Genomic DNA, 25,386 nt, shown 5'->3' with positions numbered 1-25,386 from the left:
CCGGGTCGGCAGGCCCGGCCCGTGGCGGTCGTCACGCCGGGCCCGCCGACCCGCTGCCTGGTCCGCGTTCGGCCAGCTCATCGGCGTCGAGCAGACTCCGGTCGAGCCGCCCCGACCGGTACGCGGCCCGCCCGATCATCTGCGCGGCCACCGGCGCGGTCGCCAACTGGAAGACAGCCACCAGCAGGATCATTCCCAGGTCGGCCGGGGACCGCAGCCGCAACGCGATGCCCAGCAGCAACAGGAGCACCCCCAGCACCTGCGGCTTGGTGGCCGCGTGCATCCGGGACAGCGCGTCCGGGAAACGCAGTACGCCGATCCCGGCGGCCAGGGCGAGCAGCGCGCCGGCCACCAGACAACCGGCGCCGAGCCAGTCCGCGATCGTCGCGATCACTGCTGCTCCCGGACGGCGAAGCGGACCAGCGACACCGAGCCCACGAAGCCGAGCAGGGAGAGCACCACCAGCACGGGCAGCGTGGTGGCGTGCCGGTTGACCGCCGCCTCGGCGCCCACCGCGCCGACCATCGTGGCGAGCAGCATGTCCGCGGCGATCACCCGGTCCACCAGCGACGGGCCACGGTAGAGACGGGCCAGCGCGAGGAGCGCGGTGACCGACAGCAGTGCGGTGAGGACGACGGCCAGGAAGGTGGTCACGGGCGGGTTCCCTTCTCGGGTGAGGTGACGTCAAGTCGGCGCAGCTCGCTGGTGGAGCCGACCGCGCGGACGATCCGCCGCTCGACGGCGAGCGCGCGGGCCCGGGCCACGCCGAGGTCGGCGGGGCCGTGGGTGTCCAGGACGTGCAGGTAGAGCGTTCCGGAGTCCCGGTCCACCTCGAGGATCAACGTGCCCGGCACCAACGAGACCACCTCGGCGGTGAGCGCCAGGTTCAGGTCGGTGGCCACCCGCAACCGGACCGCGATGATCGCCCCACGCGGTCGGTAGCCGGGCTGCACGGCGATCCGGGCGATGTGCAGGCTCGCGCTGACAAGCTCGACGGCGAACCGGCCCGCGAACGCCAGCAGCGGCCACGGTCGCAACCGGCCACCGAAGCTGACCGCCGGCAGCGGGTAGAACACCAGCACGGCCGCACCCACCAGCAGGCCACCGACCAGGTTGGCCCAGTTGATGTCGCCCCAGAGCAGGTTCCAGACCACCACCAGCCACCCGAGCGCCACCGCCTGGTCCCGCCAGCGCCCGAGCCGGCCCCGCCCCACCACCGCGGGCCCGGGGGCGTCGGGAGCCGGCTCCGGGGAGCCCGTCACGGCACACCGTCCGGCAGCACGGCACGGACGTACGGGGTGCGCAGCCGCAGGTCCGCGGCAGCGTCGGCGGTGACGTCGAAGAGCGGACCGGCCAGCACTGTCAACGCCAGCCCGATGGCGACCAGGGCAACTGTGGCGCCGACCATCAGCCGCGGCAACTGAACGACCGGCTTGCTGGTGGCCAGCCGGGGCGAGCGCCAGAAGGCGATGTTCCACACCCGGGACGCCACGTACAGGGTGAGCAGGCTGGTCAGCGTCCCGGCCGCGACCAGCACCCCGGGCAGCGGCCCGCCGGCGGCCACCCCGGCCTGGAGCAGACCGAGCTTGCCGAGAAAGCCGGAGAACGGTGGCACTCCGGCGAGGTTCATGGCCGGGATGAAGAAGAGCACACCCAGCAGCGGCGCCACCCGGGCCAGCCCTCCGATACGACGCAGGTCGGTGCTGCCGGCACGTTCCTCGACCAGCCCAGCGACGAGGAACAGCGTGGTCTGGATGGTGATGTGGTGCACCACGTAGAAGATCGCGCCGGAGAGGCCGGCGGCGGTGCTCAACGCCACCCCGAAGATCATGTAGCCGATGTGACTGACCAGTGTGAACGAGAAGAGTCGCTTCAGGTCGGACTGGGCCACCGCACCGAGGATGCCGATCACCATGGTCAGTCCGGCGACGACCATGAGCAGGATGTGGGCACGCCCACCGGGAAACAGCAACGTCTCGGTACGGATGATCGCGTAGACACCCACCTTGGTGAGCAGACCCGCGAAGACGGCGGTGACCGGGGCCGGCGCGGTGGGGTAGCTGTCCGGCAGCCAGGCCGACAGGGGGAAGACCGCCGCCTTGACCGCGAAGGCCAGTAGCAGCATCAACTCCAGGGCCAGTCGGACACCGTCGGGCAGGTCGTCGAGACGCTGGGCGAGCTGGGCGAGATTGAGCGTGCCGGTGGCCGCGTACACCAGACCCACCGAGGTCAGGAAGATCATCGAGGAGAGGATGCTGACCACCACGTACGTCGACCCGGTCCGGATCCGGGTCTCGGTGCCCCCCAAGGTGATCAGCACGAAGCTCGCGGCCAGCAGGATCTCGAACCCGACGAAGAGGTTGAACAGGTCACCAGCCAGGAACGCGTTGGTGACGCCGGCGGTGAGCACCAGGTACGTCGGGTGGAAGATCGACACCGGCGAGCTCTCGCTGGTATCGCTGCGACCCTGGCCGATCGAGTAGAACAGCACGCAGAGGGTCACCGCCGAGGAGACCACCAGCATCAGCGCGGCCAGTTGATCGGCCACCAGGACGATGCCGACCGGCGCCGGCCATCCACCGACCGCCACCACCACCGGCCCGTGCCGGTACGCCTGCACCAGCAGCAGCACCGCCACCGTGAGCGTGCCGCTCAGGCACAACACACTGATCGCGCGCTGGAGTCGGGGCTTCCCGGCCAGCAGCAGGGTCAGCGCCGCACCGAGCAGCGGCACCACCACCGGCAGTGGCACCAGGGCGCGCATCACGACTCGTCCCCGCGTCGTAACCGGCGGCGGGCCGGCTCGGGATCGACCTGCTCCGGATCGCCGTTCGGGCCCTCCCCACCGCGATCGACAGCACCCACCTCGTTGCGCCCGGCCCGCCGGATGATCTGCCGGTCCTCCAGGTCGTCGGGCACCTCGTCGTCGCCGGAGAGATACCAGCTGCGGTACGCCACAGCGAGCAGGAACGCGGTGAACCCGAAGGTGATCACAATGGAGGTCAACACCATCGCCTGCGGCAGCGGGTCGCTCATCCGGTCCACCGGACCGGTGCCGACGACCGGCGCCCCGCCCGACCGCCCGCCCAACAGGATCAACAGGTTCACCCCGTTGCCGAGCATGACCACCCCGAGCAGGATCCGGGTCAGGCTGCGCTCCAACAGCAGGATCACACCGCACCCGACCAGCACCGCGACGGCCAGCACCAGCACCAACGTCGGCCCCGCACCGCTCCGCGTCACAGCGCCACCCCTGTTCGCGACCGCGGGGCTCGCAAACGCGGCTCACTCCTCGCGCTCACCGCGCCACTCCTGTTCGCGACCGCGGGGCTCGCAAACCCGGCTCACTCCTCGCGCTCACCGCGCCACCCCTGTTCGCGACTGCGGGGCTCGCAAACCCGGCTCACTCCTCGCGCTCACCGCGCCACCCCTGTTCGCGACCGCGGGGCTCGCAAACCCGGCTCACTCCTCGCGCTCACGCCCGGTCCCCCTTGTCGACGGCCAACCCGCCGGCAGCTGTGCCGGTGGCCTCGATGTGCCGGTCCACCTCGGCACCGAGGCTGCGCAGAATGTCCAGCACCAACCCGATCACGACCAGGTAGACGCCGATGTCGAAGAAGAGCGACGTGACCAGATGGGCGTCGCCGATCAGTGGCAGGGCCCGATCGACCTTCGCGCTCTCCAGCACCGACCCGCCAACCAGCAGCGCCACCACGCCACTGCCGACAGCCATGGCCAGCCCGGCGCCGAGAATCGCGCCGGCGCCGATCGGGGCCGCCTCGGTCAGCTCGTACCGGCCGCCAGCCAGATAGCGCACCACCAGGGCGAGACCCGCCACCAGCCCGCCGGCGAACCCGCCACCCGGCGCGTTGTGCCCGGAGAAGAGCAGGAACAGCGAGAACAACACGACGGTGTGGAAGATCAGCCGGGTGACCACCTCCAACACGATCGAGCGGCGCTCCTCGTAGAGGGTCGGACCACCGCGCAGCCAGACCGGCCGGCCGCGTCCACCCTCCCCCTGCTCGGAACCGGGCCGGCGCGGCCGCGGCCCGGTGCGGGAGCGCTCGAAGATCAGGCTGGCCACCCCGGTCGCGGCCACCACCAGCACCGCCAGCTCGCCCATCGTGTCCCAGGCCCTGATGTCGACAAGGGTCACGTTGACCACGTTACGGCCGTACCCGTGCGCCACCGCCAGGTCGGGGAAGGCTGCGGAGATGTCCGGTGCCCGCCGTGCGCCGACGGCGGTGAGGGCCAACCCGGCGGCCACCAGCCCCGCCGCCACCCCGATCACCCGACGGGCCCAGCGGGTACGGCGCAGCGGACGGGCCGAGAACCGCTCCGGCAGGCGACGGAGCACCAGCACGAAGACCGCGATCGTCGACGTTTCCACCAGAAACTGGGTGAGCGCCAGATCGGGCGCTCCGTGCAGCACGAACAACATCGCCGTGCCGTAGCCGGTCATGCCCACCAGCAGCATCGCGGTCAGCCGGCGACGGGCGCCGACCGCCAGCACCGCCGCCACCGTGATCACCACGACGACCACCGGTTGCAGCGCGCTGTCCCAGAGCGGAATCCGCGCCCGCCAGGGGCTGGCGGAGAACATCGCCGCGCCCGGCACCAGCACCAGGGTGACCAGGATGATGCCCAGATACTGCGGCAGTGAGCCGCGCTGGGTCGCGCTGGTGACCTCGATGGCCAGCCGGTCGAACCGGCCGATGACCCACTCGTACCCCTGGTTTCCCCGCACCGGCGATCGGAGCCGGGCCAGCACCAGGGTGAGCGGCCCGCGCACGGCGAAGAGCAGGCCGCCGCCGACGAGCGCCAGCACTGACAGGCCGAGCGCTGGGGTCGGCCCGGCCCAGAGCGCCAGGTGCGCGTCGACCCCGCCGAGCAGATCGGCGTACGGGCGCAGCAGGTCGTCGAGCACGCTCGCGGCCGGACCGGCGAGCAGACCGACACCGGCGAGCACCGCAGGCGGGACCAGCAGCGACGCGGCGATCGGCCCCGGCGGGACCGGCGCCACACCGGGCCGGTCGGCGAACGCACCCCAGAGGAAGCGGGCGCTGTACGCGACGGTGAGCACCGTCCCGGCGACCAGACCGGTGAGGAGCAGTGGCTGGTCGGTGAACGCCCCGAACACCGCCTCCTTGGCCACGAAGCCGACCAGCGGCGGCACACCGGCCATCGACGCCGCGGCCAGCACGGCGACCACGAACAGCGGCCGGGACCAGTGCCGTAGCCCGGACAGCTCGCGCAGGTCACGGGTGCCGGCACCGTGGTCGATGATGCCGACGACAAGGAACAGCGCCGCCTTGAACAGGGCGTGCGCCAGCAGCATCGCGGTGCCGGCCAGCGCGGCGTCCGGTGTCCCCGAGCCGGTCACCGCGACCAGCAGACCGAGCTGACTGACAGTCCCGTACGCCAGCAGCAGCTTGAGGTCGGTCTGGCGCAGCGCGGCCCACCCGCCGAGCAGCATGGTCGCCACGCCGGCGACCTGCACCACCGGCCGCCACGGGCCGACAGTGGCGAGCGTCGGCGCGAGCAGCCCGACCAGGTAGACGCCGGCCTTGACCATGGCGGCGGCGTGCAGGTAGGCGCTGACCGGCGTGGGTGCCGCCATCGCCACCGGCAGCCACGAGCTGAACGGCAGCACCGCCGACTTGGACAGCGCACCGGCCAGGATCAGCAGCACGGCGCCCACCAGGTACCCGCCGCCGGGCAGAGGCTGCGCGCTGATCTGCGACCAGCGGTAGGTGCCGGCGTGCTCGCCCAGCATGATGAAGCCGACCAGCATGGCGAGGCCGCCCAGCGTGGTGACTGTCAACGCCTGCGCCGCCGCCCAGCGACTGGACCGCCGTTCGGTGCTGTGCCCGATCAGCAGGTACGAGAAGATCGTGGTCAGCTCCCAGCCGACGTAGAGCAGCAGCAGGTCGTCAGCGAAGACCAGGACGAGCATCGCGCCCGCGAACGCGACCAGGACCGCGGCGAACTGCGCCAGCCCGATGGAACCGGCACCGAAGTAGCGGGCGCTGTAAACCAGCACCAGCGCGCCGACGCCGCCGATCAGCAGCGTCATCAGCCAGGACAGCGTGGTGAGCCGGAACGCGATGTCGAGGCCCAACTGCCGGATCCACGGGTACGTCTCGACCACCGCCCCACCGTCGGCGACGGCCGGGGTGCGAGCCACCGCCCAGCAGAACGCGGCGGCCGGCGCGAGCGCCAGCGGGTAGCACGCGCGCGGACCCCACCAGCGGACGAGCACGGGCGCGGCGAGGGCCGCCACGAGATGGAGGACGAGCAGTACCAGCACCTGCGCTCCCGATCGACATGGCCGACGCCCGTGGCAGCGGTGGCGCCTAGCAGCGATCAGACGCCAGTTCCTCCCCCGCCGGGCGGTTTTGCCAGAATTCGCCCGCCAACCCCGTAGCGCGCCTCAACCCCACCCCGGACTCGCAACCTCTCCGCCTGCGTGACTCGCAACCTCCCCGCCTGCGCCGATCTTGCAGTTTCGGCTGTCGAGACGCACGTAATGCCCCCTATGCGGCGACAGCAAGTGCAAGATCGCGGGGAACGAGCAGCCCGACCCCGTCGATCATGGAGTTGTGGTGCCTGGCTTGGTGTCTTACGGGGTATTTGTCCCCCACCACAACTCCATGATCGACCGGGCGAGGCGGGGCGGGGCGAGGCGAGGCGAGGCGAGGTGGGCGCGGTGGGGCCTCGTCAGGGCAGGAGGGCGTTGTTGAGGGGTTGCGCGTCGTCGGGGATGGGGCGGTCGCGGCGTAGCTCGGCCAGCAGGTCGAGGCGGCCGAGTTGGCGGGCGACCCGGTCGACCACCCGCTCGGCGGCGGTCAGCGACCGCACCGACAGCAGGCGGCCACGGCTCTCGCGACGCAGCACGAAGTAGTGCACGGCAACGCGGACCTGACCCCGGTCGGCGGCGCTGGCCTGGGCGGTGCAGAGAACCATCTCGCGCAGACAGTGGGCGAGACGTTCGGCGAGCTCGAGCTCGGGGCCGTGCAGACCGGCGCGGAGCGCGGCGAGGTGGCTGTCGACCTTGCGAATCAGCACGTCGGTGCCCGGTTCGACAGTGCGCTGCTCACCGGCCATCAGATCACCTCACCCCGGTTCGCGTTGCGAGTGAAGTTACTTTATGTTGCTCCTCAGAAGCAAGCAGTTAAGTGAGACTTAACGTATTAAGCGCACGTTCCACGCTTTTTGCCTCTTGCTGGCTCATTCCGTCGTGAGGTCGCTCGTGGATGTCGGACCGGCGGGGCACGATGGACCGGTGACCGGGGCAGAGGCAGACGCCGGCGCGGTGCTGGCCGGGTTCGGTCCGGCCACCCGCGCCTGGTTCGACAACGCCTTCGCCGCCCCGACCGCCGCGCAGACCGGCGCCTGGCGGTCGGTCGCCGCTGGCCGCAACGCGCTGGTGGTGGCGCCCACCGGCTCGGGCAAGACGCTCGCGGCCTTTCTCTGGTCACTGGACCGACTCGCCCGCGAGCCAGCACCGGCCGAGGCCCGCCAACGGTGCCGCGTGCTCTACGTCAGCCCGCTCAAGGCTCTCGCCGTCGACGTGGAGCGCAACCTGCGCGCCCCGCTGGCCGGCATCCGGCAGGCGGCCACCCGGTTGGGCGTCGCACCGCCCGACATCACCGTCGGCATGCGCACCGGCGACACGCCCGCCGACGAGCGCCGAGCTTTCGCCCGCACTCCGCCGGACATCCTCATCACCACCCCCGAGTCGCTGTTCCTGCTACTCACGTCCGCGGCTCGCGACTCGCTGCGCGGCGTCCAGACGGTGATCGTCGACGAGGTGCACGCGGTGGCCGGCAGCAAACGCGGCGCCCACCTCGCCCTCTCCCTCGAACGCCTCGACGAGTTGCTGCCCGCCCCGGCACAGCGCATCGGCCTCTCGGCCACCGTCCGGCCGATCGACGCCTGCGCGCAGTTCCTCGGCGGCGCCCGCCCGGTCGACGTGGTGCAGCCGGCCACCCCGAAGACCATCGAGGTCAGCGTGCAGGTCCCGGTGGAGGACATGACCCGCCTGGACGAGCAGGAGCAGCCACCGGAGGACGACCTCGGCGGCCCCGGGCCTCGCCGGGCGTCGATCTGGCCGGCCGTGGAGGAGCGGGTCTTCACGCTCATCGGGCAGCACCGCTCGACAATCGTCTTCACCAACTCCCGGCGCAGTGCCGAGCGACTGTGCGCCCGGCTCAACGAGCTTGCCGCCGAGGCGGTGGCCGCATCCGCGTCGGGCGAGGGCGCGATCGGCGTACCGGAGGGGTTGCCGACCGGCGACGACCCGGCGGGCGACGGTGACCCGGCGTCCGGCGCGCAGAGCTGGGGTGGCCCCGCCGGTCCGGTGCGCAACCGGCCGCCGGCCGAGGTGATGGCCCAGTCCGGCGCGGCCACCGGCGCGGCGCCCGTGATCGCGCGCGCCCACCACGGCAGCGTCTCCCGGGAGGAACGCAAGCACATCGAGGAGGCGCTCAAGTCCGGCCAGCTCCCGGCTGTGGTGGCCACCTCCAGCCTGGAGCTCGGCATCGACATGGGCGCGGTCGACCTGGTGGTGCAGATCGAGGCGCCGCCCAGCGTGGCCGCCGGCCTGCAACGGGTCGGCCGGGCCGGGCACCAGGTGGGCGCGGTCTCGCGGGGGGTGGTCTTCCCCAAGCACCGCGGCGACCTGCTCTCCTGCGCGGTGGTCGCCGAGCGGATGACCGCCGGCGCGATCGAGGAGCTGCACTACCCGCGCAACCCCCTGGACGTGCTGGCCCAGCAGATCGTCGCGATGGTGGCGCTGGAGCCGTGGCCGCTCGGCGACCTGGCGGTGCTGGTCCGCCGGGCCGCGCCCTTCGCCGAGCTTCCCGACTCGGCGCTGCACGCAGTGCTCGACATGCTCTCCGGCCGCTACCCGTCCACGGCGTTCGCCGAGCTGCGTCCCCGGCTGGTCTGGGACCGGGCCACCGACCTGCTCACCGGCCGCCAGGGAGCGCAACGCCTCGCGGTGACCAGCGGCGGAACGATCCCCGACCGGGGCCTGTTCGGGGTGTTCCTGGCCGGCGCCGAGCGGGCCGCCCGGGTCGGCGAGCTGGACGAGGAGATGGTCTACGAGTCCCGGGTCGGCGACGTCTTCCTGCTCGGCTCGTCCTCCTGGCGGATCGAGGAGATCACTCCGGACCGGGTGCTGGTGTCGCCCGCTCCGGGCCAGGCCGCACGCATGCCGTTCTGGAAGGGCGACCAGCTGGGCCGGCCGGTGGAGCTGGGCCGGGCCATCGGCGCCCGGGTGCGCGCTCTGCTGCGCCAGACCGACGAGGCGGCCCTGGCCGCGCTGCGCGACGGCGGGTTGGACGACTGGGCCGCCCGCAACCTGATGGCCTACCTGCGCGACCAGCGGGAGGCGACCCGCTCGCTTCCCGACGACCGCACGGTAGTGGTCGAGCGGTTCCGCGACGAGCTCGGTGACTGGCGGCTGGCCGTGCACAGCGTGCTCGGTGCCCGGGTCAACGGACCCTGGGCCCTCGCTGTGGGCCGCCGGCTGGCCGAGCGGTACGGGGTCGACGCGCAGGTGATGCCCTCCGACGACGGCATCGTGGTGCGTCTTCCGGACACCGCCGACGAGCCGCCCGGCGCCGACGTGGTGGTCTTCGAGCCCGACGAGATCACCCAGCTCGTGGAGGAGTCGGTCGGCACCTCCGCCCTCTTCGCCGCCCGTTTCCGGGAGTGCGCCGCCCGGTCGCTGCTGCTGCCGCGTCGCGACCCGCGCCGCCGCCAACCGCTCTGGCAGCAACGGCAACGCGCCGCGCAACTGCTCGACGTCGCCCGCGAGTACGCGGACTTCCCGGTCACCCTGGAGGCCGCTCGGGAGTGCCTCCAGGACGTCTTCGACCAACCCGCGCTGGCCGGGTTGATGCGCGACCTGGCCACCCGCAAGGTGCGGCTGGTCGAGGTGGAGACCAGCGCGCCGTCGCCGTTCGCGCGGTCGCTGCTCTTCGGCTACGTCGGCGCGTTCCTCTACGAGGGCGACGCCCCGCTGGCCGAGCGCCGCGCCGCCGCACTCGCCCTCGACTCCACGCTCCTCGGCGAGCTGCTCGGCCGGGTTGACCTGCGGGAGCTGCTCGACCCGGCGGTGCTCACCGAGACCGACCGGCAGCTGCGGTGGCTTACCGATCAGCGCCGCCCCCGCGACGCCGAGGACGTCGTCGAGCTGCTGCGGGTGCTCGGTGACCTGAGCGACGCCGAGTTGACCGAGCGGGGTGTGCCGCAGACGTGGCTCAGCGAGCTGGAGGCCACCCGCCGGGTGCTGCGGGTCCGAATCGCGGGCGAGCAGCGCTGGGTGGGCGTCGAGGACGCCGCCCGCCTGCGCGACGCCCTCGGCGTGGCACTGCCGATGGGGGTGGCCGAGGCTTACCTCGCCCCGGTGGCCGACCCGTTCGGCGACCTGGTCGCCCGCTACGCCCGCACCCACGGGCCGTTCGCCGCGGCCAGCTGCGCGGCCCGGTTCGGGCTCGGGGTCTTCGTGGTCGAGCAGGCGCTGCGCCGGCTCGGCGCCACCGGGCGGGTGGTGTCCGGTGAGTTCACTCCGGATTCCGCCGGCGCTCAATGGTGCGACGCCGAGGTGCTGCGGATGCTGCGCCGCCGCTCGCTGGCGGCGCTGCGCCGGGAGATCGAGCCGGTGCCGCCCCGGGCCCTCGCCACGTTCCTGCCGCGCTGGCAGCAGGTCGGCTCGTCCGCCCGAGGTGTGGAGGCGCTCGCCGCCACTGTGGAGCAGTTGCAGGGCACTGCGGTGCCGGCGTCCGCGCTGGAGCGGTTGGTGCTGCCCGCCCGGGTCGCGGACTACTCCCCCGCCCAGCTCGACGAGCTGTGCGCCAGCGGGGAGGTGCTCTGGGCGGGGTCGGGTGCGATCTCCGGGGGCGACGGCTGGGTCACCCTGGCGTACGCGGACGCCGCGCCGCTGCTGCTCCCGCCGCCCGACGAGGCGTTGACCCGTACCCCGCTGCACGACGCGGTGCTCGACGCGCTCGGCGACGGGCAGGCGCTCTTCTTCCGCCCGCTGGCCGACCGGGTCGGGTCGACCGACGACGCCGCGTTGACCGCTGTGATCTGGGATCTGGTCTGGGCGGGGCACCTCAGCAACGACACCCTCGCCCCGCTGCGCGCGGTGCTCGGTGCCGGCGGCGCGCACCGCTCCCGGCCGTCCGCGCCCCGCACCCGTTACCGGCGGCCCGGTCGGGTGGCGCTGCCGACCCGGGGTGGCCCGCCGACAGTCGCCGGCCGCTGGTCGCGTCTCCCGGATCGGGACCTCGACCCGACCCGGCGCGCCGCCGCGCTCGCCGACCTGCTGCTGGAGCGGCACGGGGTGGTCACCCGGGGCGCGGTGATGGCCGAGCAGGTGGTCGGCGGGTTCTCGGCGGTCTACCCGGTGCTGTCGGCGCTGGAGGAGCGCGGCGCGGCCCGCCGGGGTTACTTCGTCGAAGGGCTCGGGGCGGCGCAGTTCGCCGTACCCGGTGCGGTGGACCGGCTGCGCGCGCTGGCCGAGCCGACCGACGGCGCCCGGGGTCGGGGCGCGGTGGCTACTGTGCTCGCCGCGACCGACCCGGCCAACCCGTACGGCGCGGCGCTGCCCTGGCCGGAACGGGTGATCGACTCCGGCGACGGTGCCACCCCGGCGACCGGGCACCGGGCCGGCCGCAAGGCGGGTGCCCTGGTGGTGCAGGTCGGTGGTGACCTCGTCCTCTACGTCGAACGCGGCGGCCGAACGCTGCTGTCCTTCACCGACGACACCGACACGCTCGGTGCGGCCGGCAAGGCGCTCGCCGACGCCGTCCACTCCGGGGCGTTGGGCGCGATGTCGGTGGAGCGGGCCGACGGCGAGGCGGTGCACTCGTCGCCGCTGCGGGACGCGTTGACCGCCGCCGGCTTCCGGGCCACCCCCCGCGGCCTGCGCCTGCGCGGCTGACCAGTCGGTTACGGCCCCCCTGGCGACCGGGCTTGCGCGGCCGCCGAGGGCAAAGCCGCACAGAGCCTGATGTCTGTGAGTCATCACGATGACTCACAGACATCACAGTCAATAGAACAGCACGTCTCGGTCACGCCGACGCGTCAGCGCTCAGTGCAGGTCGTTGAGCACCTTCTCGTAGCGCGGGCGGTCGGCGGCCGGGGTCTTCGCCTCCAGGTAGTTCAGCACCACAGCGCCACGCCGGTACGACTGGCCACCCCAGGTCTCCGCGATGTCGCTGGCGCTGGTCTCGTCCGGGAAGACGTAGACGGTGACGGCGTCGGTGGCCATCAGCTCGGAACAACCCAGGCCGAGGCCGTCCGGCCCACAGTCGACCGAGCGGTCCTTCGGGCGCGGCACCTTCAGGCCGGCGGCCCGGAAAGCGTCGACTACCTGCTTCGCGCCGGGCGCAGCGGCCGGGCGCTTGGGCAGCACCACCGGCGGCGGGCTGGCCGGCCGCCGCTGCGTCGTGCCCTGCGCGGCGGCGGAGGGCGGGGTCGCGCCGTCGGCACTGGGTGCGGTTTGGGGCGTCGGCAGGCCGGTCGGGGCCGCCTCGGACGAGACGGACGGGTTCGCGGTCGGGCTGCCGTCGTCGTCACTGCCACAACCGGCGCTGAGGGCGACGGCGACCAGCAGGATTCCGACTGCGGGGAGGTTCCGAGTTGTCACCAGGGCAGTCTGCCCAACGTCCTCCGGCGGCGGGAGGGGCCGGTCGGCCACTGCGCTGTCCCGTATCCGCCAGCACGCCGCTGTTCTACTAGCCTGCGGGCATGTCCGCAGTGCCCTGGATCTCGCTGACCACCGACTACGGCCTCACCGACGGCTTCGTGGCCGCCTGCCACGGGGTCGTCGCCCGGATCGCGCCGGCCGCCCGGGTGATCGACGTGACCCATCTGGTGCCGCCGGCGGACGTCCGGCGCGGTGCCGCCGTGCTGGCGCAGACAGTGCCGTACCTGCCGGTGGGAGTGCACGTGGCGGTGGTCGATCCGGGAGTGGGCACCGCCCGACGGGGAGTCGCGCTGGCCACCCCGGGCGGGTTGCTGGTCGGCCCGGACAACGGGTTGCTGCTGGACGCGGCCACCGCGCTCGGTGGGGTGACCGACGCGGTCGAGCTGACCGGGTCGCGCTGGCTGGCCCCCCGGGTGTCCGACACGTTCCACGGTCGCGACGTCTTCGCGCCGGTGGCGGCCCGGCTGGCGCTCGGCGCGCCGCTGGCCGACGCGGGCCCGCCGGTCGACCCGGCCGGGTTGGTGCGACTTCCGACTCCGACGGTGACCCGGGACGCGGAGGGCTTCACCGCAGAGGTGCTGACCGTGGACCACTTCGGCAACGTCCAACTGGCCGCGCCAGCCGGGCTGCTCGATCCGCTGCCGGCCACGCTCCGGGTGGGCCCGCCGGGGCCGGTGCCGGCCCTTGTGGCGGTGCACGGGCGGACCTTCGGCGACGCCCCGGCCGGTGGCCTGGTGGCGTACGTCGATTCGGCCGGCCTGGTCGCTGTCGCTGTCAACGGCGGGCGAGCCGCGGACCTCCTCGCGACCTCCCCGGGGGACCTCCTGCGGGTATCGGGCTGATGTTCGACTGTGGAATGCTTCTCCGGTGGGTGAGCATGTGGTTCCTGTGGGCTGTCCCTGCTGTGCATCCCGGACCGGCGGGGGGACCTGCCCCGTCTGTTTCTGGACCGACGACGGCCAGACCGACGCCGACGCCGACGCCGTGCGGGGCGGCCCCAACGGCGACCTGAGCCTCACGCACGCCCGTCTCAACTACGCCGTCTACGGTGCCAGCCACCCGCGCTACCAGGACATGGTGCGCACGGCTCGCCCCGACGAGCGCCCCTGACGTCGACGGGGCGCCCGACGGGGTGAGCGTGGCTCAGCAGACCGGCACGCTTCCGCCGTACACGCTGGAGATGTACGCGTGGCTGACGTACTGGCCACTGGTGAGACGGTTCCAGCGGGTGGTGGTCCGGTAGGGGCCGGCAACCGACTGACCGGTGACGTAGCACTGGATCGGCACGTGGGCCAGCCGGGCGGCGAGGCCACGCGTCGCGTACGACGTGCTGGCCCCGGTGCGGATGTTGAGCGGGCCGTCACCGACCACGCCGCGCGGCCCGCCTCCGGTCCACAGGTAGGCGACGTCCACCCAGGCGTTGGTGGTCAGCCGCAACCCGTCCCAGAACGTGCCGTCGGCCAGGTCGATCCCGGCCGGGTTGAGCACGGTTCGCCCGAACTGGTCCCGTCCGCCGTTGTAGCCGGACTGGTACGCGGCCTGCGCCTCGGGCCGGCCCTGCGGCAGGTTCTTCCAGTTCTCCCGGACCGATGAGGGGTTCCAGTAGTCGTCGCGGGTGTTCCACGGCCCGACGTCCCAGACCGGGGCGTACTCGCAGCGGGAGCCGCTCGTGGTGCAGACCCGCACCGTGTAGTCACCGGTGTTGAGCGGGGAAAGGCCGCGCCGCGACGGCAGCGCCGCGAAGTGGTCCCGGGGTTGCACGGTACGGCCGTTGGCGGTCAGTTCACCCACCAGCCCGATGCGGGTGGCGTACACCCGGTAGGTGCGGCCGGGCGTGGCGGCGGAGACGGCGGCGTTCGCGTCGGCGGTGAGCTGCACACGCCGTACCGTCGCCGTGGCGCCGCCATCGGGGGCGGTGAGCACCACCCGGGTCTGCACCCGGCTGACCGGCCGGTCGAAGACCGCGCCGGTGGTGGCCGCCCGCCACTCCGTCCAGCCGGCGGCCCGCCAGCCGCGGACCTGCGCCTCCACTGTCGCCCCGGCCGGAACCGCGGCGTTGATCTCGGCACGGACCCGGGTGGCCGGCCGGGCGAGGGTGCGGGGAGCGGTCAGCAGCATCCCCTCGGCTACCGCGCTGTGCGGGCTGCGGGCGCCGCGCCCGTTGGACCGGGCCTCCCGCAGGCGGAGGCCGGCGCTGGTACGCCGGACGTTGACATCGTCGCCGTCGACGATGGTGAGGTCGGCGCTCCACAGTTCGTCGCCGGGTGCCGCGGCGACGAGGGTGACCGGAGCGCCGCCGGGCGCGGCCGGAGCAGGGCCGGTCGCGGGTAGGAGCGCTGCGGTGAGCAGGAGGGCGAGGGTGGCGATGAGGGCGACGGATGGGATACGACAAGAGGGTCGCGTCATGGGCATTCTCCTCAGAACCCCCTGACCTTCGCATGTCAGGAGATCATGAGGAACCTGAGTACAAATAGCGACACATGCGAATCTTGCTCGAAAGAGGGAGGATGGCAGAGTGCCCGAAGGCGACACAGTCTGGAACACCGCGCGCGTGCTGCACCGTGCGCTCGCCGGCGCGCGGATCACCGGCAGTGACTTCCGGGTGCCACAACTGGCGACCACGGACCTCACCAACTGGACCGTCCGCGAGTCGGCCAGCCGGGGCAAGCACCTGCTGCTGCGGCTCGACGCCCCGACCCAGGAGCACTGGACCCTGCACTCCCACCTGCGGATGGACGGCGCCTGGCGGGCGTACGCCCCAGGGGAACGCTGGAGCGGCCGGCCCGCGCACCTGATCCGGGTGGTGCTGCGCAGCCCCGGCGCCGTCGCGGTCGGCTACCACCTGCACGAGGTGACCCTGGTGCCGACGTCGGAGGAGGACCAGCTGGTCGGCCACCTCGGCCCCGACCTGCTCGGCTCCGACTGGGACCCGGCCGAGGCGGTCCGTCGGCTCGCCGAGCACCCGGAGCAGACAATCGGCGAGGCGCTGCTCGACCAGCGCAACCTGGCCGGCGTGGGCAACCTCTACAAGTGCGAGGTGCTGTTCCTGCGGGGCGTGTCACCGTGGACCCCGGTCGGCGGAGTGCCCGACCTGCCGGGCCTGGTGGCCCTCGCACAGCGGCTGCTCGCCGCCAACCGGGGCCGGTGGACGCAGAGCAGCACCGGCTCCCTGCACCGGGGGCAGACCAGTTACGTGTACGGCCGCCGCGCCCAGCCCTGCCGCCGTTGCGGCACCGCGATCCGCAAGGAGGAGCTGGGCGAACGGGTCACCTACTGGTGCCCGGTCTGCCAGCCCGAGCGTCCGGGTCCGTCGTCATCCGACTGACCAGGCTCCCGCCAGACGGGATCCATGGCAGAAACGGACGATTGGGTAATTCCTAACCGGCCGTCGGAGTCGCATGCTGCGGTTGAGCGCTCACCGACCGTCAGCAGAGTGCCGAGGTCCCCCACGCCGGGGTGGCGGCCCTCGCGCCCCGAACCGGGGAGAGTCATGGCGATGTTCCGCAGACTCCGCTCCACCTTCTTCGAGCGGACCACCCGCGACACCGAGGCCGACGGCCGGGCGGCGTCCGTGCCGACCCCGCGTACCGCCGAGGAGGCCGTTGTCACGCCGAGCCTGGACCCGGCCGTCGTGCCCCGCTACTTCGGTCCGGTGCCGAACTTCGCGTACAGCCCCCGCCCGACGCGCGGCCCCGACGGGCAGGTGGTGGCCGGAACCGGGCTGCGCAAGTTCGTCGACCCACTGCCCGTCCCGGGCCAGCCAGGCCACGGAGACCTCGGCAGCCACCTGCCGGTGGCGGTGCCGGACACCATCAGCTATCCGGGCTGCGACTACTACGAGATCGGCCTACAGGAGTACGCCCAGCGGCTGCACCGGGACCTGCCGGTCACCCGGCTGCGCGGCTACCGGCAACTCAACCTGGGCACCGACCCGGCCGGACACAACACTGTGGCGCCTCCGGAGCGACAGTGGCACCTCGGGCCGATGATCTACGCCCGTCGAGGTCGACCGGTCCGGGTGAAGTTCATCAACCAGCTCCCCACCGGTCGGTCCGGCGAGCTGTTCCTGCCTGTCGACGACACCATCGAGGGGGCCGGTCCGGGCCCACTGGACGGACCGGCGCCGTACCCGCAGAACCGGGCCGTGCTGCACCTGGCCGGGGCGCAGACCGGCTGGACCAGCGCGGGCAACCCGGGGCAGTGGATCACCCCGGCCGGGGAGATCACCCCGTACCCGACCGGCCCCGGCCTGGCCCACGTGCCGGACATGCCGGCGCCCGGCGCCGGCGCCACCACTCTCTACTTCCCGAACGAGCAGAGCGGCCGGCTGCTGTGGTTCCACGACAACACCCTCGGCCTGGCCCGGCTCACCGTCTACGGCGGACAGCTCGCGCTCTACCTGCTCACCGACCCGGCCGAGGACCAGCTCGTCGCCGACGCGGTGCTGCCGGCCGACCAGGTGCCGTTGGTGATCGAGGACAAGACGTTCGTTCCGGACGACACCCAGCTCGCCGCCGAGGACCCCACCTGGGACCGGGAACGCTGGGGCGCCCTCGGCAGCCTCTGGCACCCGCACGTCTACCAACCCCGGCAGAACCCGTACCGGTCCGGCGGACGCAACCCCACCGGGCGGTGGGACTACGGACCCTGGTCCCGCAACTCCGCCCCGGCCGACGCCCACGCCGACGCCCACGCCGACGGCTGGGTGCCGAACCCGTATTACGATCCGGTCGGCGCGCCGGACGAGCCGCCGCTGAGCCCCGGCGTACCGCACCCGTCCGCAGTTCCCGAGGCGTACGGCGACACCCCGTTCGTCAACGGCGTCGCCTACCCGTACCTGGAGGTGCGGCCACGCGCGTACCGGTTCCGGATCCTCAACGCCTGCCTGGACCGCAGCCTCAACCTCCAGCTCTACCGCGCCCGCTCCGACGCGGCGATGTGGACGGCCGACGGCACGCTCGCCGACCCCGACGCCGGTGAGGTGCCGATGGTGCCCGCCGCGCGGGCGGCGGACCGTCCGGCGGGGTGGCCGACCGACGGACGCGACGGCGGTGTGCCGGACCCGCGCGCCGCCGGCCCGGAGTTCATCCAGATCGGGAACGAGGCGGGCCTCCTGCCGGCGCCGGTGGTGCTGCCGAACCAACCGATCGGCTACCGCTACGACCGGCTCGACCCGACAGTGTTGAACGTCGACGGGCACACGGTGCTGCTCGCCCCGGGCGAACGCGCCGACGTGCTCGTCGACTTCTCCGCCGTGCCCCCGGGCAGCACGCTGATCCTCTACAACGACGCCCCGGCCCCGCTGCCCGGCTTCGACAGTCGCTACGACCAGCACACCGACGCCCCGGACCGCAGCGCCGAGGGCGGCCCGCCCGCCACCGAACCGGGGTACGGCCCGAACACCCGCACAGTGCTCCAGTTCCGGGTCACCGGGACGCCCGAGCCGCCGTACGACCTGGGCCGGCTGCGCGAACGGCTGCCAGTGGCGTACGCGGCCAGCCAGCGTCCGCCGATCGTCCCGCAGCCGGCGTACGACCCGGCGTTCGGCACCCGGACCCCGGCGCAGACGACGGTGCCGGTGCACGCCACCACAGTGACGTTCACGCCGACGGCCGGAACCGGCCCGGTGACAGTGCCGATCGCTGTGAAGACCGCACAGCAGATCGTCGAACCGGACCACGGCCGGTCGGCGGGCCGGCTCGGCGTCGGGCACCCACACGCCGGGCCGCTCAACCCGACGACGCTGCCGCTCGGTGCGACCGACCCGGTCACCGAGGTGCTCTTCGCCACCGACCCCGCCGTGCCGGTGGGCTCCCCCACCGACGGCACGCAGCTCTGGCGGATCAGCGGCAACGTCCGGCAGACCGAGCCGTTGCATATCGCCGGCTGCGACGTGCAGGTGATCAACCGGGTTGGCTGGGACGGCACGCTGCGACTCCCGCACGGCACGGAGCTGGGCTGGAAGGGAGTCGTCCGGGTCAACCCGCGGGAGGACGTGGTGGTGGCGCTGCGCCCGGTCGCGCCGACGCTGCCGTTCAAGCTGGGGGACAGCGTCCGGCTGCTCGACCCCTGCCGCCGGGCCGGAGCGCGGACCGGGTCGACGCCGGTCAGCCCGATCGACGGTCGACCGGCCACTGTGGTCAACCAACTGGTCAACCTGGGCTGGGAGTACCGCTGGCACAGTCAGCTCGCCGGCCACCGCGACGGCGGGATGAGCAGGCCGCTGGTGCTGCGGGTGACGCCGAAGGCGCCGACCGGGCTGACCGCCACACCGGTGTCCGGCTCGGCCACCGCGCTACCGGCGATCGCGCTTGCCTGGACCAGCAACGGCGGGCGACCGCCAGCCACCAGCCACGTGTTGCAACGGGCCACCGACGCCACCTTCGGCGGCGAGGTCACCACGATCACCGTCGCGGCCGCCGCCACCCGCTACACCGACGCGACAGTGACCCCCGGGGTGACCTACCACTACCGGATCCGGGCGGAGAACGCGGTCAGCTACTCGTCCTGGTCGAACGGGGTACCCGCATCGGTGCACCTGGCCGCGCCGAGCGGTCTGGTCGCGACGCTCCCGCCAGCCGCGCCGCTGCGCGTGGCGCTGCGCTGGACGAACCGCTCGTTCGCCACCGGCATCGACGTGCAGCGGGCCACCAACCCGACGTTCACCAGCGGCCCGGGCACCACGGCGATCGGGGTCGGCGACAGTCACCTGGACGCGGCAGTGGCACCTGACACCACGTACTACTACCGGGTGCGGACCACCTACCTGGGCTCCGCCTCGGCGTGGTCGACAGTCGCCACTGTGACCTCGCCGCCCGCGCCGGGAACCCCCGGCGGGGTGAGCGCCACCGCCAGCGCACCGGGGCCGGACACCGCGACGGTGATCCTGGCCTGGGAGGCGAGCACACCGGGCGGCCCTGGGTCCGGGTTCATCGTGCAGCGGGCACTCGACCCGGCCTTCGAGCAGGCGACGGCCACCTTCACGGTGACCGGGCGCGGCTTCACCAACACGGGGTTGGCCCGGGGCGTGACGTACCACTACCGGATCCGGTCGTTCAACGTCGTGGGCACCTCGCCGTACACCGGCCCGGTCCTGGTGACGACACCACCGTGACCGGCGGGGGTCCGCGGGGCGTGCGCTGTCAGCGCGTCGGCGCGCGCAGCGGGGTGCCGACGGCCCGCAGCTCGGCAAGTGCCCCGGCGACCCCGTGCAGCAGGTCTGTCGCCTCGGTGAGCCGGTCGGCGGCCGGGTGGGCGGTCTCCGGTCGGGAGTCCTCGGCCAGGTAGCCGGCGGCGGCGACCACAAGCCGTTCGTACGCGGCCACCCCGCCCTCCAGTTGAGCGGTCAGCGCGGCGTGCGCCTCGGCCAGCGAGGGCCGGGCGTCGGCCGGGGCCAGCCGCAGCGCGCGTTCGACGCTGGCCACCCGCGCGGCCAGGTCGCGCAGCGAGCGGTCGGCGGCGGCGGCCTCCAGGACCGCCGGCTCGGCCAGCCCGGTGAGCCGGGGGGCCATCCCGGCCAGGGTGAGCGCCGCCCGGTCCAGTCGGGCCCACTGCTCCCCGGCGCTGGTGCCGCGCAGCGCGATCCGGGAACGGACCCGGCGTACCTCGGCGAGCACGCCCGGGCCGACCGGCAGCCGCTCGACGGCGGCGATCAGTCGGGCCCGTGACCGGGCCGCCGCTTCGGCCGGGTCGAGAGCGGGGGGCGCCGGCTGGGCGGCCAGGGCGCGCACGTCGATCCAGCGCCAGGCGGCGAGCGCCACCGCGCTGCCCGCGGCGCCGGCCCAGGCCGCGTCGGGCAGACCAAGGCCGGCGTACGGAGTCAGCACCACCGCCGCGCCGCTGAGCCCACCGGCCAGCACGCTCCACCGTCGGGCCGACCGGCGAAGCCGGCCCAGCCTCCGGAAGTACCGGGTCCGCTCGTCTGCCACAGTGACCCCCTCGATCCGGTCGTTCAGCCGGCGGCGGTCGGGTCGCCGGTGCCCCGCTCGCGAGCCATGCTGGCGCGCAGTTCGTCAAGCCGGGCGGCGGCCGTCGGGTCGTTGGCCGGGCCGGTCTTCTCGGCCTGCGGCACGGCCGGTCGCTGGGCCGCGCCGCCGAGCTGCTCCCCCGCCATGCTGGACCGGATCTGCTCCAGCCGGGCGGAGCCGGCCGAGTCGATGGTGGCCTTCTGAATCTCCAACATACGGCCCTCGACGGAGTTGCCGGCCAGTTCGGCGCGACCCATCGCGTTGGCGTACCGCCGCTCGATGCGGTCGCGCACCTCGTCCAGCGACGGGGTGTTGGTGGGCGCGGTCAGCGACGACATCGACTCCAGCGAGCGGGCCACCGTCTCCTGCATCTTGGCCTGCTCCAGCTGGCTGAGCAGCTTGGTGCGCTCGGCGAGCTTCTGCTGGAGGATCATCGAGTTGTTCTCGACCGCTCGGCGGGCCTGGGCGGCGGCGCCCAGCGCCTGGTCGTGCAGGGTCTTCAGGTCCTCGGTGGCCTGCTCGGCGGAGACGAGTTGGCTGGCCAGCGTCTGCGCGGACTGCTCGAACCGCACCGCCTCGGCCTCGTCGCCCTTGGCCCGGGCCTGGTCGGAGAGCACCAGGGCCTGCCGGGCGTTGCCCTGCAACCGCTCGACCTCGGTCATCTGCCGGGACAGCTTCATCTCCAGCTGACGCTGGTTGCCGATCACCGCGGCAGCCTGCTGGACCAGCGCCTGGTGCTGCCGCTGGGCATCCTCGATGGCCTGCTGGATCTGCACCTTGGGATCGGCATGCTCATCGATCTTCGCACCGAAGAGCGCCATCAGGTAGTTCCAACCCTTGACGAACGGGTTCGCCATCTCCGCGGTATCCCCTCAGTAGCGTCGCTCCACCACGGCCGGGCCGGCTGGACCGGCTGACCGTGACCGGCAGGTCTCCATCGTCCCAGCCGAACGCCAGTGAGGCATCCGTACCGGGCGGTCGACAGCACCGGCGGCTCCTGCGAGCAACCCTACGCGGCCGGGGCCACCCCGCCCATGGTCAACTGGATCGGCGGCTCAGGCCGCGCAGACCACATCCCGGTCGCGCTCGGTCGGGCGGACCCGGGTGCTGCGCAGGGTGGCCTTGAGCGGCGAGTCCTGGCGGACCGAGACAGCGACAGTGCCGTTGGAGGTGACCTGACGGACACCCCGGTTGGTGCTCTTGGCTGCGGCGTCGGCCGGCTCGTCCTGCATCGAGACGAGCACCCCGGGCATCTGCTCGGCGAGCGCCACAGTGTCGCTCACCTCACGCAGCAGCTCGGAGAGGCGGGCACCGAGGGCGTCGCAGATCGCGGCGAGCAGCTCGCTCGACGGCTCCTTGTGCCCGCGTTCAATCTCGGAGAGGTAGCCGAGGCTGACGTTCGCGGCGGTGGAGACCTCACGCAGCGTGCGCTGCTGGCCCTGCCGACGCGCTCGCAGTGCGTCACCGATCACCCGGCGTAGCAGGATCATCGCACCTCCCCCTGAGGGATACCTCGCGCCCGCCGCTGGGCGGCCGGTCGCGGCGGACCGCGCCGACCCCGAACGTCGGAGCCTTCCCGCAACCGTACCCGTTGCGGGCCCGGGCGACATCCCGCCCCGCCCGTCGGTTCGTCGGGACGGGCTCACCGGGGCGCGCCGCCGCCCATTTCCGCAGCGCGCCGAATGGTCCCGCCCGCAGTTCCGGCCCGGGTCCCGGCCTGTGTGGTTCTGGCCCTGGCGTTCACGGGGTCGCGTCAACCAGTCGCTCGGCGAGCAGCCGGAGCGCCTCGACCACGGCCGCCGCGCGGACGTGGTCCCGCCCGCCGCCCAGGTCGAGCTGCCGGACCGCCCCGCCGTTCGGGCCGGCGACCGCGACGTAGACGAGGCCCACGGGCTTCCCGTCCTGCGGCTCGGGGCCGGCGACTCCGGTGGTGGCCAGCCCCCAGTCCGCGCCGCACCGCTGCCGGCCGCCCTCGGCGAGCGCCGCCGCCACGTCCGGGTCCACCGGCCCCCGCTCAGACAGCAGGTCAGCGGGTACGCCGGCCAGTGTCGCCTTCAGCTCGGTGGCGTACACCACGAGGCCACCCCGGTAGATCCCGCTGACCCCGGCGATGTTCACGATCGAAGCGGCGAGCGACCCGCCGGTGAGCGATTCGACAGTGGCCAGGGTTTCGTGCCGCTCGGCCAGCCGGTGCACGACCCCTGCCGCCGCACTGCCCACCTCAGCCCCGTCCACCTCAGCACCACCCACCGCAGCACCACCCACGCCGCCACCGTCCGCCGACACCCCAGCCCCCATGCGCCAGTTCCTTCCCCACCCATCAACCCCCAACCCCAACCCCCAACCCCGACCCAAGCGCGTCGATCATGAAGTTAGCGTCACGACACGCCGCTGCGGAGGGCAATAACTTCATGATCAACGGCGGGGTGGGCGGGGCCTGGGGGCCTGGGGGGGGTACGGGGGTTAGCGGGGGCGGCGGAGGCGGAGGGCTTGGGCTATGTAGTCGAAGCCGGTGGCGACAGTGACCAGTACGGCGGCGGCCATGATCCAGGGGCCGACGGTGGCGAGCGCGGCCGGCATCGGCCAGAGGTACCAGGCGATGGCGAGGATCTGGAGCGCGGTCTTGACCTTGCCCCCTCGGCTGGCGGCGATGACGCCGTGCCGGATCACCCAGAACCGCAGCCCGGTGATGCCCAGCTCGCGGACGAGAATCAGCGCGGTGACCCACCAGGGCAGTTGGTCGTACCAGGAGAGCAGCACCAGCGCCGCGCCGGTCAGCGCCTTGTCGGCGATCGGGTCGGCCACCTTGCCCACCGACGTGACCAGCCCGAAGCGGCGGGCGATCCAGCCGTCCACCAGGTCGGTCGCCGAGGCAACGGCGAAGATCAGGCAGGCTGCCATCCGCCAACCGGCGTGGGTCATCCCGGACATGATCACCGAGGCGGCGAAGACCGGCACCAGCACCAGCCGCAGGGCGGTCAACGCGTTCGCCGCGTTGACGACCGGCACCACTGCCACCACCCGGCCCGGCGTCGACTCCGTCGCCCCGGTCACCGCCGCACTCCGCTCGGGCCGCCGTGGCGTTCCCGGCACCGCACCACCTGGGTCCCCCGCTCCGCTCGGGCCCGCCGTCACCGTGCCGCGCCGGGCGCCGCCGAGATCATCTCATCCGGCACAGCGAGCAGGTCCACCCCTTCGGTGCCGGTCACCGTTGCGCGCACCAGATCGCCAGGGCGCAGCGCGGCCAGGTCGACCCCACCCTCGGCCGGGGCGACCAGGGTGGTGGAACCGTCCACCTCCGGCGCCTGGTGGGCCGCCCGGCCCTCCACGACGCCGTCCTCGATCGTGTCGACAAGCACCTCGACCGTCGAGCCGAGCCGGTCTTCGGCCCGCTGCGAGCAGAGCTCGTCGGCGAGGGCGCTGAGCCGGTCGTAGCGCCGCTTGATCGTCGCAGCGGAGACCTTGCCGGGCAGGCCGGCAGCCTCGGTGCCGTCCTCGTCGCTGTAGTCGAACATGCCGATCGCGTCGAGCCGGGCCTCGGTCAGGAACCGGACCAGCTCGTCGACGTCGGCGCGGGTCTCGCCGGGGAAACCGACGATGAAGTTGCTCCGGGCGCCCGCGTCCGGGGCCAGGGCGCGGGCACTCGCCAGCAGCTCCAGGAACCGGTCGGTGGAGCCGAAACGCCGCATCCGGCGCAGCACCGGCTCGCTGGAGTGCTGGAACGACAGGTCGAAGTACGGTGCCACGCCCGGGGTGGTGGCGATCGCCTCGATCAGCCCGGGCCGGGTCTCGGCCGGCTGGAGGTAGCTGGCCCGCACCCGGACGATGCCGGTCACCGCGGCGAGCTGGGGCAGCAGCTTCTCCAGGGCGCGCGGGTCACCCAGGTCCTTGCCGTAGGAGGTGGAGTTCTCGCTGACCAGCACCAGCTCCCGTACGCCGGTCTTGGCCAGCCACTCCGCCTCGGCGAGCAGCTCGTCCGGGGTACGCGAGACGAAGGCCCCCCGGAAGGCCGGGATGGCGCAGAACGCGCAGCGGCGGTCGCAGCCGCTGGCCAGCTTCAGCGAGGCCACCGGACCGGTGTCGAGCCGTCGGCGCAGCACCTGACGGAGGTGTGCCGGGGTGTGCTCGTCGGTGTCGACGACGGTGCGGGTCACAGTGCCGTGGCCGGGCAGCGAGACACCGCTGTCGCGGCGCTGCACAGGGGTCAGCGGCAGCAGCTCGCGCCGGTCCCGTGGGGTGTGCGCGGTGATCTGCTCGCCGGCGACGACAGCGTTCAGCCGCGCGGCGATGTCGGGGTAGTCGTCGAAGCTCAGCACCGCCTGGGCCTCGGGCAGGCTGTCGGCCAACTCCCGGCCGTACCGCTCGGCCATGCAGCCCGCGGCCACCACCTTGGCGCCCGTTCCGGCGGCGGCGAGCAGGGTCTGGATCGAGTCCTGCTTGGCCTTCTCCACGAAACCGCAGGTGTTGACGACCACCACGTCGGCGCCCTCGCCGTCGGTGGTCACCTGCCAGCCGTCGGCGTGCAGGCGGGCGGCCAGCTCCTCCGAGTCGACCTCGTTGCGGGCACAGCCCAGGGTCAGCAGGGCGACGCGACGGCCCTCGGCGTGGTCAGCGGGAGAAGGAGAGGTGGCAGACACCATCCGAGGGTACCGGGCCGGTCGGGTAAGCCCACGCACGCGGGCTGCGGCGGAGACT

The 25,386-nt window shown here is 73.3% G+C and carries 20 protein-coding genes; 5 read left to right on the top strand and 15 right to left on the bottom strand.

What is annotated here, in order from left to right; translation table 11 throughout:
• Window positions 1-31: 31 nt before the first annotated feature.
• The 7 genes from mnhG to MED01_RS29725 all read right to left on the bottom strand — a co-directional run bounded on the left by mnhG (window position 32) and on the right by MED01_RS29725 (window position 7,107).
• Window positions 32-391: a monovalent cation/H(+) antiporter subunit G gene (mnhG, locus tag MED01_RS29755; RefSeq protein ID WP_238671972.1), complete on the bottom strand. Its 360-nt coding sequence runs from the start codon at window positions 389-391 to the stop codon at window positions 32-34.
• Entirely contained in the window at window positions 391-654 is a 264-nt protein-coding gene (locus MED01_RS29750) for an MrpF/PhaF family protein (RefSeq protein WP_030489433.1), read from the bottom strand. The genes mnhG and MED01_RS29750 overlap by 1 nt, the downstream gene beginning before the upstream one ends.
• The gene (locus tag MED01_RS29745; protein ID WP_238671792.1) at window positions 651-1,262 is read right to left on the bottom strand and encodes a Na+/H+ antiporter subunit E; all 612 of its coding nucleotides are present in this window, start codon (window positions 1,260-1,262) and stop codon (window positions 651-653) included. Before MED01_RS29745 ends, MED01_RS29750 begins: the two co-directional genes overlap by 4 nt.
• A complete protein-coding gene (locus MED01_RS29740; protein ID WP_238671791.1) occupies window positions 1,259-2,764 on the bottom strand; it encodes a Na+/H+ antiporter subunit D in 1,506 nt (501 codons plus the stop codon). The genes MED01_RS29745 and MED01_RS29740 overlap by 4 nt, the downstream gene beginning before the upstream one ends.
• Window positions 2,764-3,243, bottom strand: a complete 480-nt coding sequence (locus tag MED01_RS29735) for a Na(+)/H(+) antiporter subunit C (RefSeq protein WP_238671790.1) — start codon at window positions 3,241-3,243, stop codon at window positions 2,764-2,766. Before MED01_RS29735 ends, MED01_RS29740 begins: the two co-directional genes overlap by 1 nt.
• Before the next feature lie 232 nt (window positions 3,244-3,475).
• Window positions 3,476-6,310, bottom strand: coding sequence for a Na+/H+ antiporter subunit A (locus tag MED01_RS29730; protein ID WP_238671789.1), 2,835 nt, complete (start codon window positions 6,308-6,310; stop codon window positions 3,476-3,478).
• Window positions 6,311-6,720: 410 nt separating this feature from the next.
• Window positions 6,721-7,107: a hypothetical protein gene (locus tag MED01_RS29725; RefSeq protein ID WP_238671788.1), complete on the bottom strand. Its 387-nt coding sequence runs from the start codon at window positions 7,105-7,107 to the stop codon at window positions 6,721-6,723.
• A gap of 178 nt (window positions 7,108-7,285) precedes the next feature.
• Here MED01_RS29725 and MED01_RS29720 point away from each other — a divergent pair, with 178 nt between their 5' ends.
• Entirely contained in the window at window positions 7,286-11,956 is a 4,671-nt protein-coding gene (locus MED01_RS29720; RefSeq protein ID WP_238671787.1) for an Lhr family helicase, read from the top strand.
• 150 nt (window positions 11,957-12,106) lie between these two features.
• Here the strand turns inward: MED01_RS29720 and MED01_RS29715 are convergent, their stop codons facing one another.
• Entirely contained in the window at window positions 12,107-12,664 is a 558-nt protein-coding gene (locus MED01_RS29715) for a hypothetical protein (RefSeq protein ID WP_238671786.1), read from the bottom strand.
• A gap of 101 nt (window positions 12,665-12,765) precedes the next feature.
• On the opposite strand from MED01_RS29715, the gene MED01_RS29710 reads away from it, so the two are divergent.
• The gene (locus tag MED01_RS29710) at window positions 12,766-13,566 is read left to right on the top strand and encodes an SAM hydrolase/SAM-dependent halogenase family protein (RefSeq protein ID WP_238671785.1); all 801 of its coding nucleotides are present in this window, start codon (window positions 12,766-12,768) and stop codon (window positions 13,564-13,566) included.
• Window positions 13,567-13,591: 25 nt separating this feature from the next.
• Complete coding sequence (locus MED01_RS29705) at window positions 13,592-13,834, top strand: CPCC family cysteine-rich protein (protein ID WP_238671784.1); 243 nt, start codon at window positions 13,592-13,594, stop codon at window positions 13,832-13,834.
• A 33-nt stretch (window positions 13,835-13,867) separates the two neighbouring features.
• Here the strand turns inward: MED01_RS29705 and MED01_RS29700 are convergent, their stop codons facing one another.
• The gene (locus MED01_RS29700) at window positions 13,868-15,130 is read right to left on the bottom strand and encodes a DUF8814 domain-containing protein (protein WP_238671783.1); all 1,263 of its coding nucleotides are present in this window, start codon (window positions 15,128-15,130) and stop codon (window positions 13,868-13,870) included.
• 109 nt (window positions 15,131-15,239) lie between these two features.
• On the opposite strand from MED01_RS29700, the gene MED01_RS29695 reads away from it, so the two are divergent.
• Window positions 15,240-16,049 carry a DNA-formamidopyrimidine glycosylase family protein gene (locus MED01_RS29695; protein WP_238671782.1) on the top strand — a complete coding sequence of 270 codons (810 nt, stop codon included), beginning with the start codon at window positions 15,240-15,242 and terminating at the stop codon, window positions 16,047-16,049.
• Between the two features lie 165 nt (window positions 16,050-16,214).
• Window positions 16,215-19,838: a hypothetical protein gene (locus tag MED01_RS29690; RefSeq protein WP_238671781.1), complete on the top strand. Its 3,624-nt coding sequence runs from the start codon at window positions 16,215-16,217 to the stop codon at window positions 19,836-19,838.
• A gap of 28 nt (window positions 19,839-19,866) precedes the next feature.
• Here the strand turns inward: MED01_RS29690 and pspM are convergent, their stop codons facing one another.
• The 6 genes from pspM to rimO form a co-directional block, all read right to left on the bottom strand.
• The gene (gene pspM, locus MED01_RS29685; RefSeq protein WP_238671780.1) at window positions 19,867-20,652 is read right to left on the bottom strand and encodes a phage shock envelope stress response protein PspM; all 786 of its coding nucleotides are present in this window, start codon (window positions 20,650-20,652) and stop codon (window positions 19,867-19,869) included.
• Window positions 20,653-20,675: 23 nt separating this feature from the next.
• Window positions 20,676-21,548 (bottom strand): PspA/IM30 family protein, encoded by an 873-nt coding sequence (locus MED01_RS29680; protein WP_112586609.1) that lies wholly within the window; start codon window positions 21,546-21,548, stop codon window positions 20,676-20,678.
• A gap of 198 nt (window positions 21,549-21,746) precedes the next feature.
• Window positions 21,747-22,181: a helix-turn-helix domain-containing protein gene (locus tag MED01_RS29675; RefSeq protein WP_238671779.1), complete on the bottom strand. Its 435-nt coding sequence runs from the start codon at window positions 22,179-22,181 to the stop codon at window positions 21,747-21,749.
• Window positions 22,182-22,431: 250 nt separating this feature from the next.
• Window positions 22,432-22,989 (bottom strand): CinA family protein, encoded by a 558-nt coding sequence (locus MED01_RS29670; RefSeq protein ID WP_274526443.1) that lies wholly within the window; start codon window positions 22,987-22,989, stop codon window positions 22,432-22,434.
• 165 nt (window positions 22,990-23,154) lie between these two features.
• Window positions 23,155-23,745, bottom strand: coding sequence for a CDP-diacylglycerol--glycerol-3-phosphate 3-phosphatidyltransferase (gene pgsA / locus MED01_RS29665; protein ID WP_238671778.1), 591 nt, complete (start codon window positions 23,743-23,745; stop codon window positions 23,155-23,157).
• 77 nt (window positions 23,746-23,822) lie between these two features.
• Window positions 23,823-25,331: a 30S ribosomal protein S12 methylthiotransferase RimO gene (gene rimO / locus MED01_RS29660; RefSeq protein ID WP_238671777.1), complete on the bottom strand. Its 1,509-nt coding sequence runs from the start codon at window positions 25,329-25,331 to the stop codon at window positions 23,823-23,825.
• Window positions 25,332-25,386 lie beyond the last annotated feature (55 nt).

Source organism: Micromonospora alfalfae (assembly GCF_022230925.1).
Taxonomy (GTDB): domain Bacteria; phylum Actinomycetota; class Actinomycetes; order Mycobacteriales; family Micromonosporaceae; genus Micromonospora; species Micromonospora alfalfae.
The sequence above is the reverse complement of the archived record's forward strand: the minus strand, read 5'-3'. Positions and strand labels throughout refer to the sequence as shown.

Bases quoted from the DNA above. Each gene is read 5' to 3' on its own strand.
- MED01_RS29740 (WP_238671791.1), bottom strand. From the start codon at position 2,764: ATGCGCGCCCTGGTGCCACTGCCGGTGGTGGTGCCGCTGCTCGGTGCG.
- MED01_RS29725 (WP_238671788.1), bottom strand. From the start codon at position 7,107: ATGGCCGGTGAGCAGCGCACTGTCGAACCGGGCACCGACGTGCTGATT.
- MED01_RS29710 (WP_238671785.1), top strand. From the start codon at position 12,766: ATGTCCGCAGTGCCCTGGATCTCGCTGACCACCGACTACGGCCTCACC.
- MED01_RS29700 (WP_238671783.1), bottom strand. From the start codon at position 15,130: ATGACGCGACCCTCTTGTCGTATCCCATCCGTCGCCCTCATCGCCACC.
- MED01_RS29690 (WP_238671781.1), top strand. From the start codon at position 16,215: ATGGCGATGTTCCGCAGACTCCGCTCCACCTTCTTCGAGCGGACCACC.
- MED01_RS29680 (WP_112586609.1), bottom strand. From the start codon at position 21,548: ATGGCGAACCCGTTCGTCAAGGGTTGGAACTACCTGATGGCGCTCTTC.
- MED01_RS29675 (WP_238671779.1), bottom strand. From the start codon at position 22,181: ATGATCCTGCTACGCCGGGTGATCGGTGACGCACTGCGAGCGCGTCGG.
- MED01_RS29670 (WP_274526443.1), bottom strand. From the start codon at position 22,989: ATGGGGGCTGGGGTGTCGGCGGACGGTGGCGGCGTGGGTGGTGCTGCG.
- rimO (WP_238671777.1), bottom strand. From the start codon at position 25,331: ATGGTGTCTGCCACCTCTCCTTCTCCCGCTGACCACGCCGAGGGCCGT.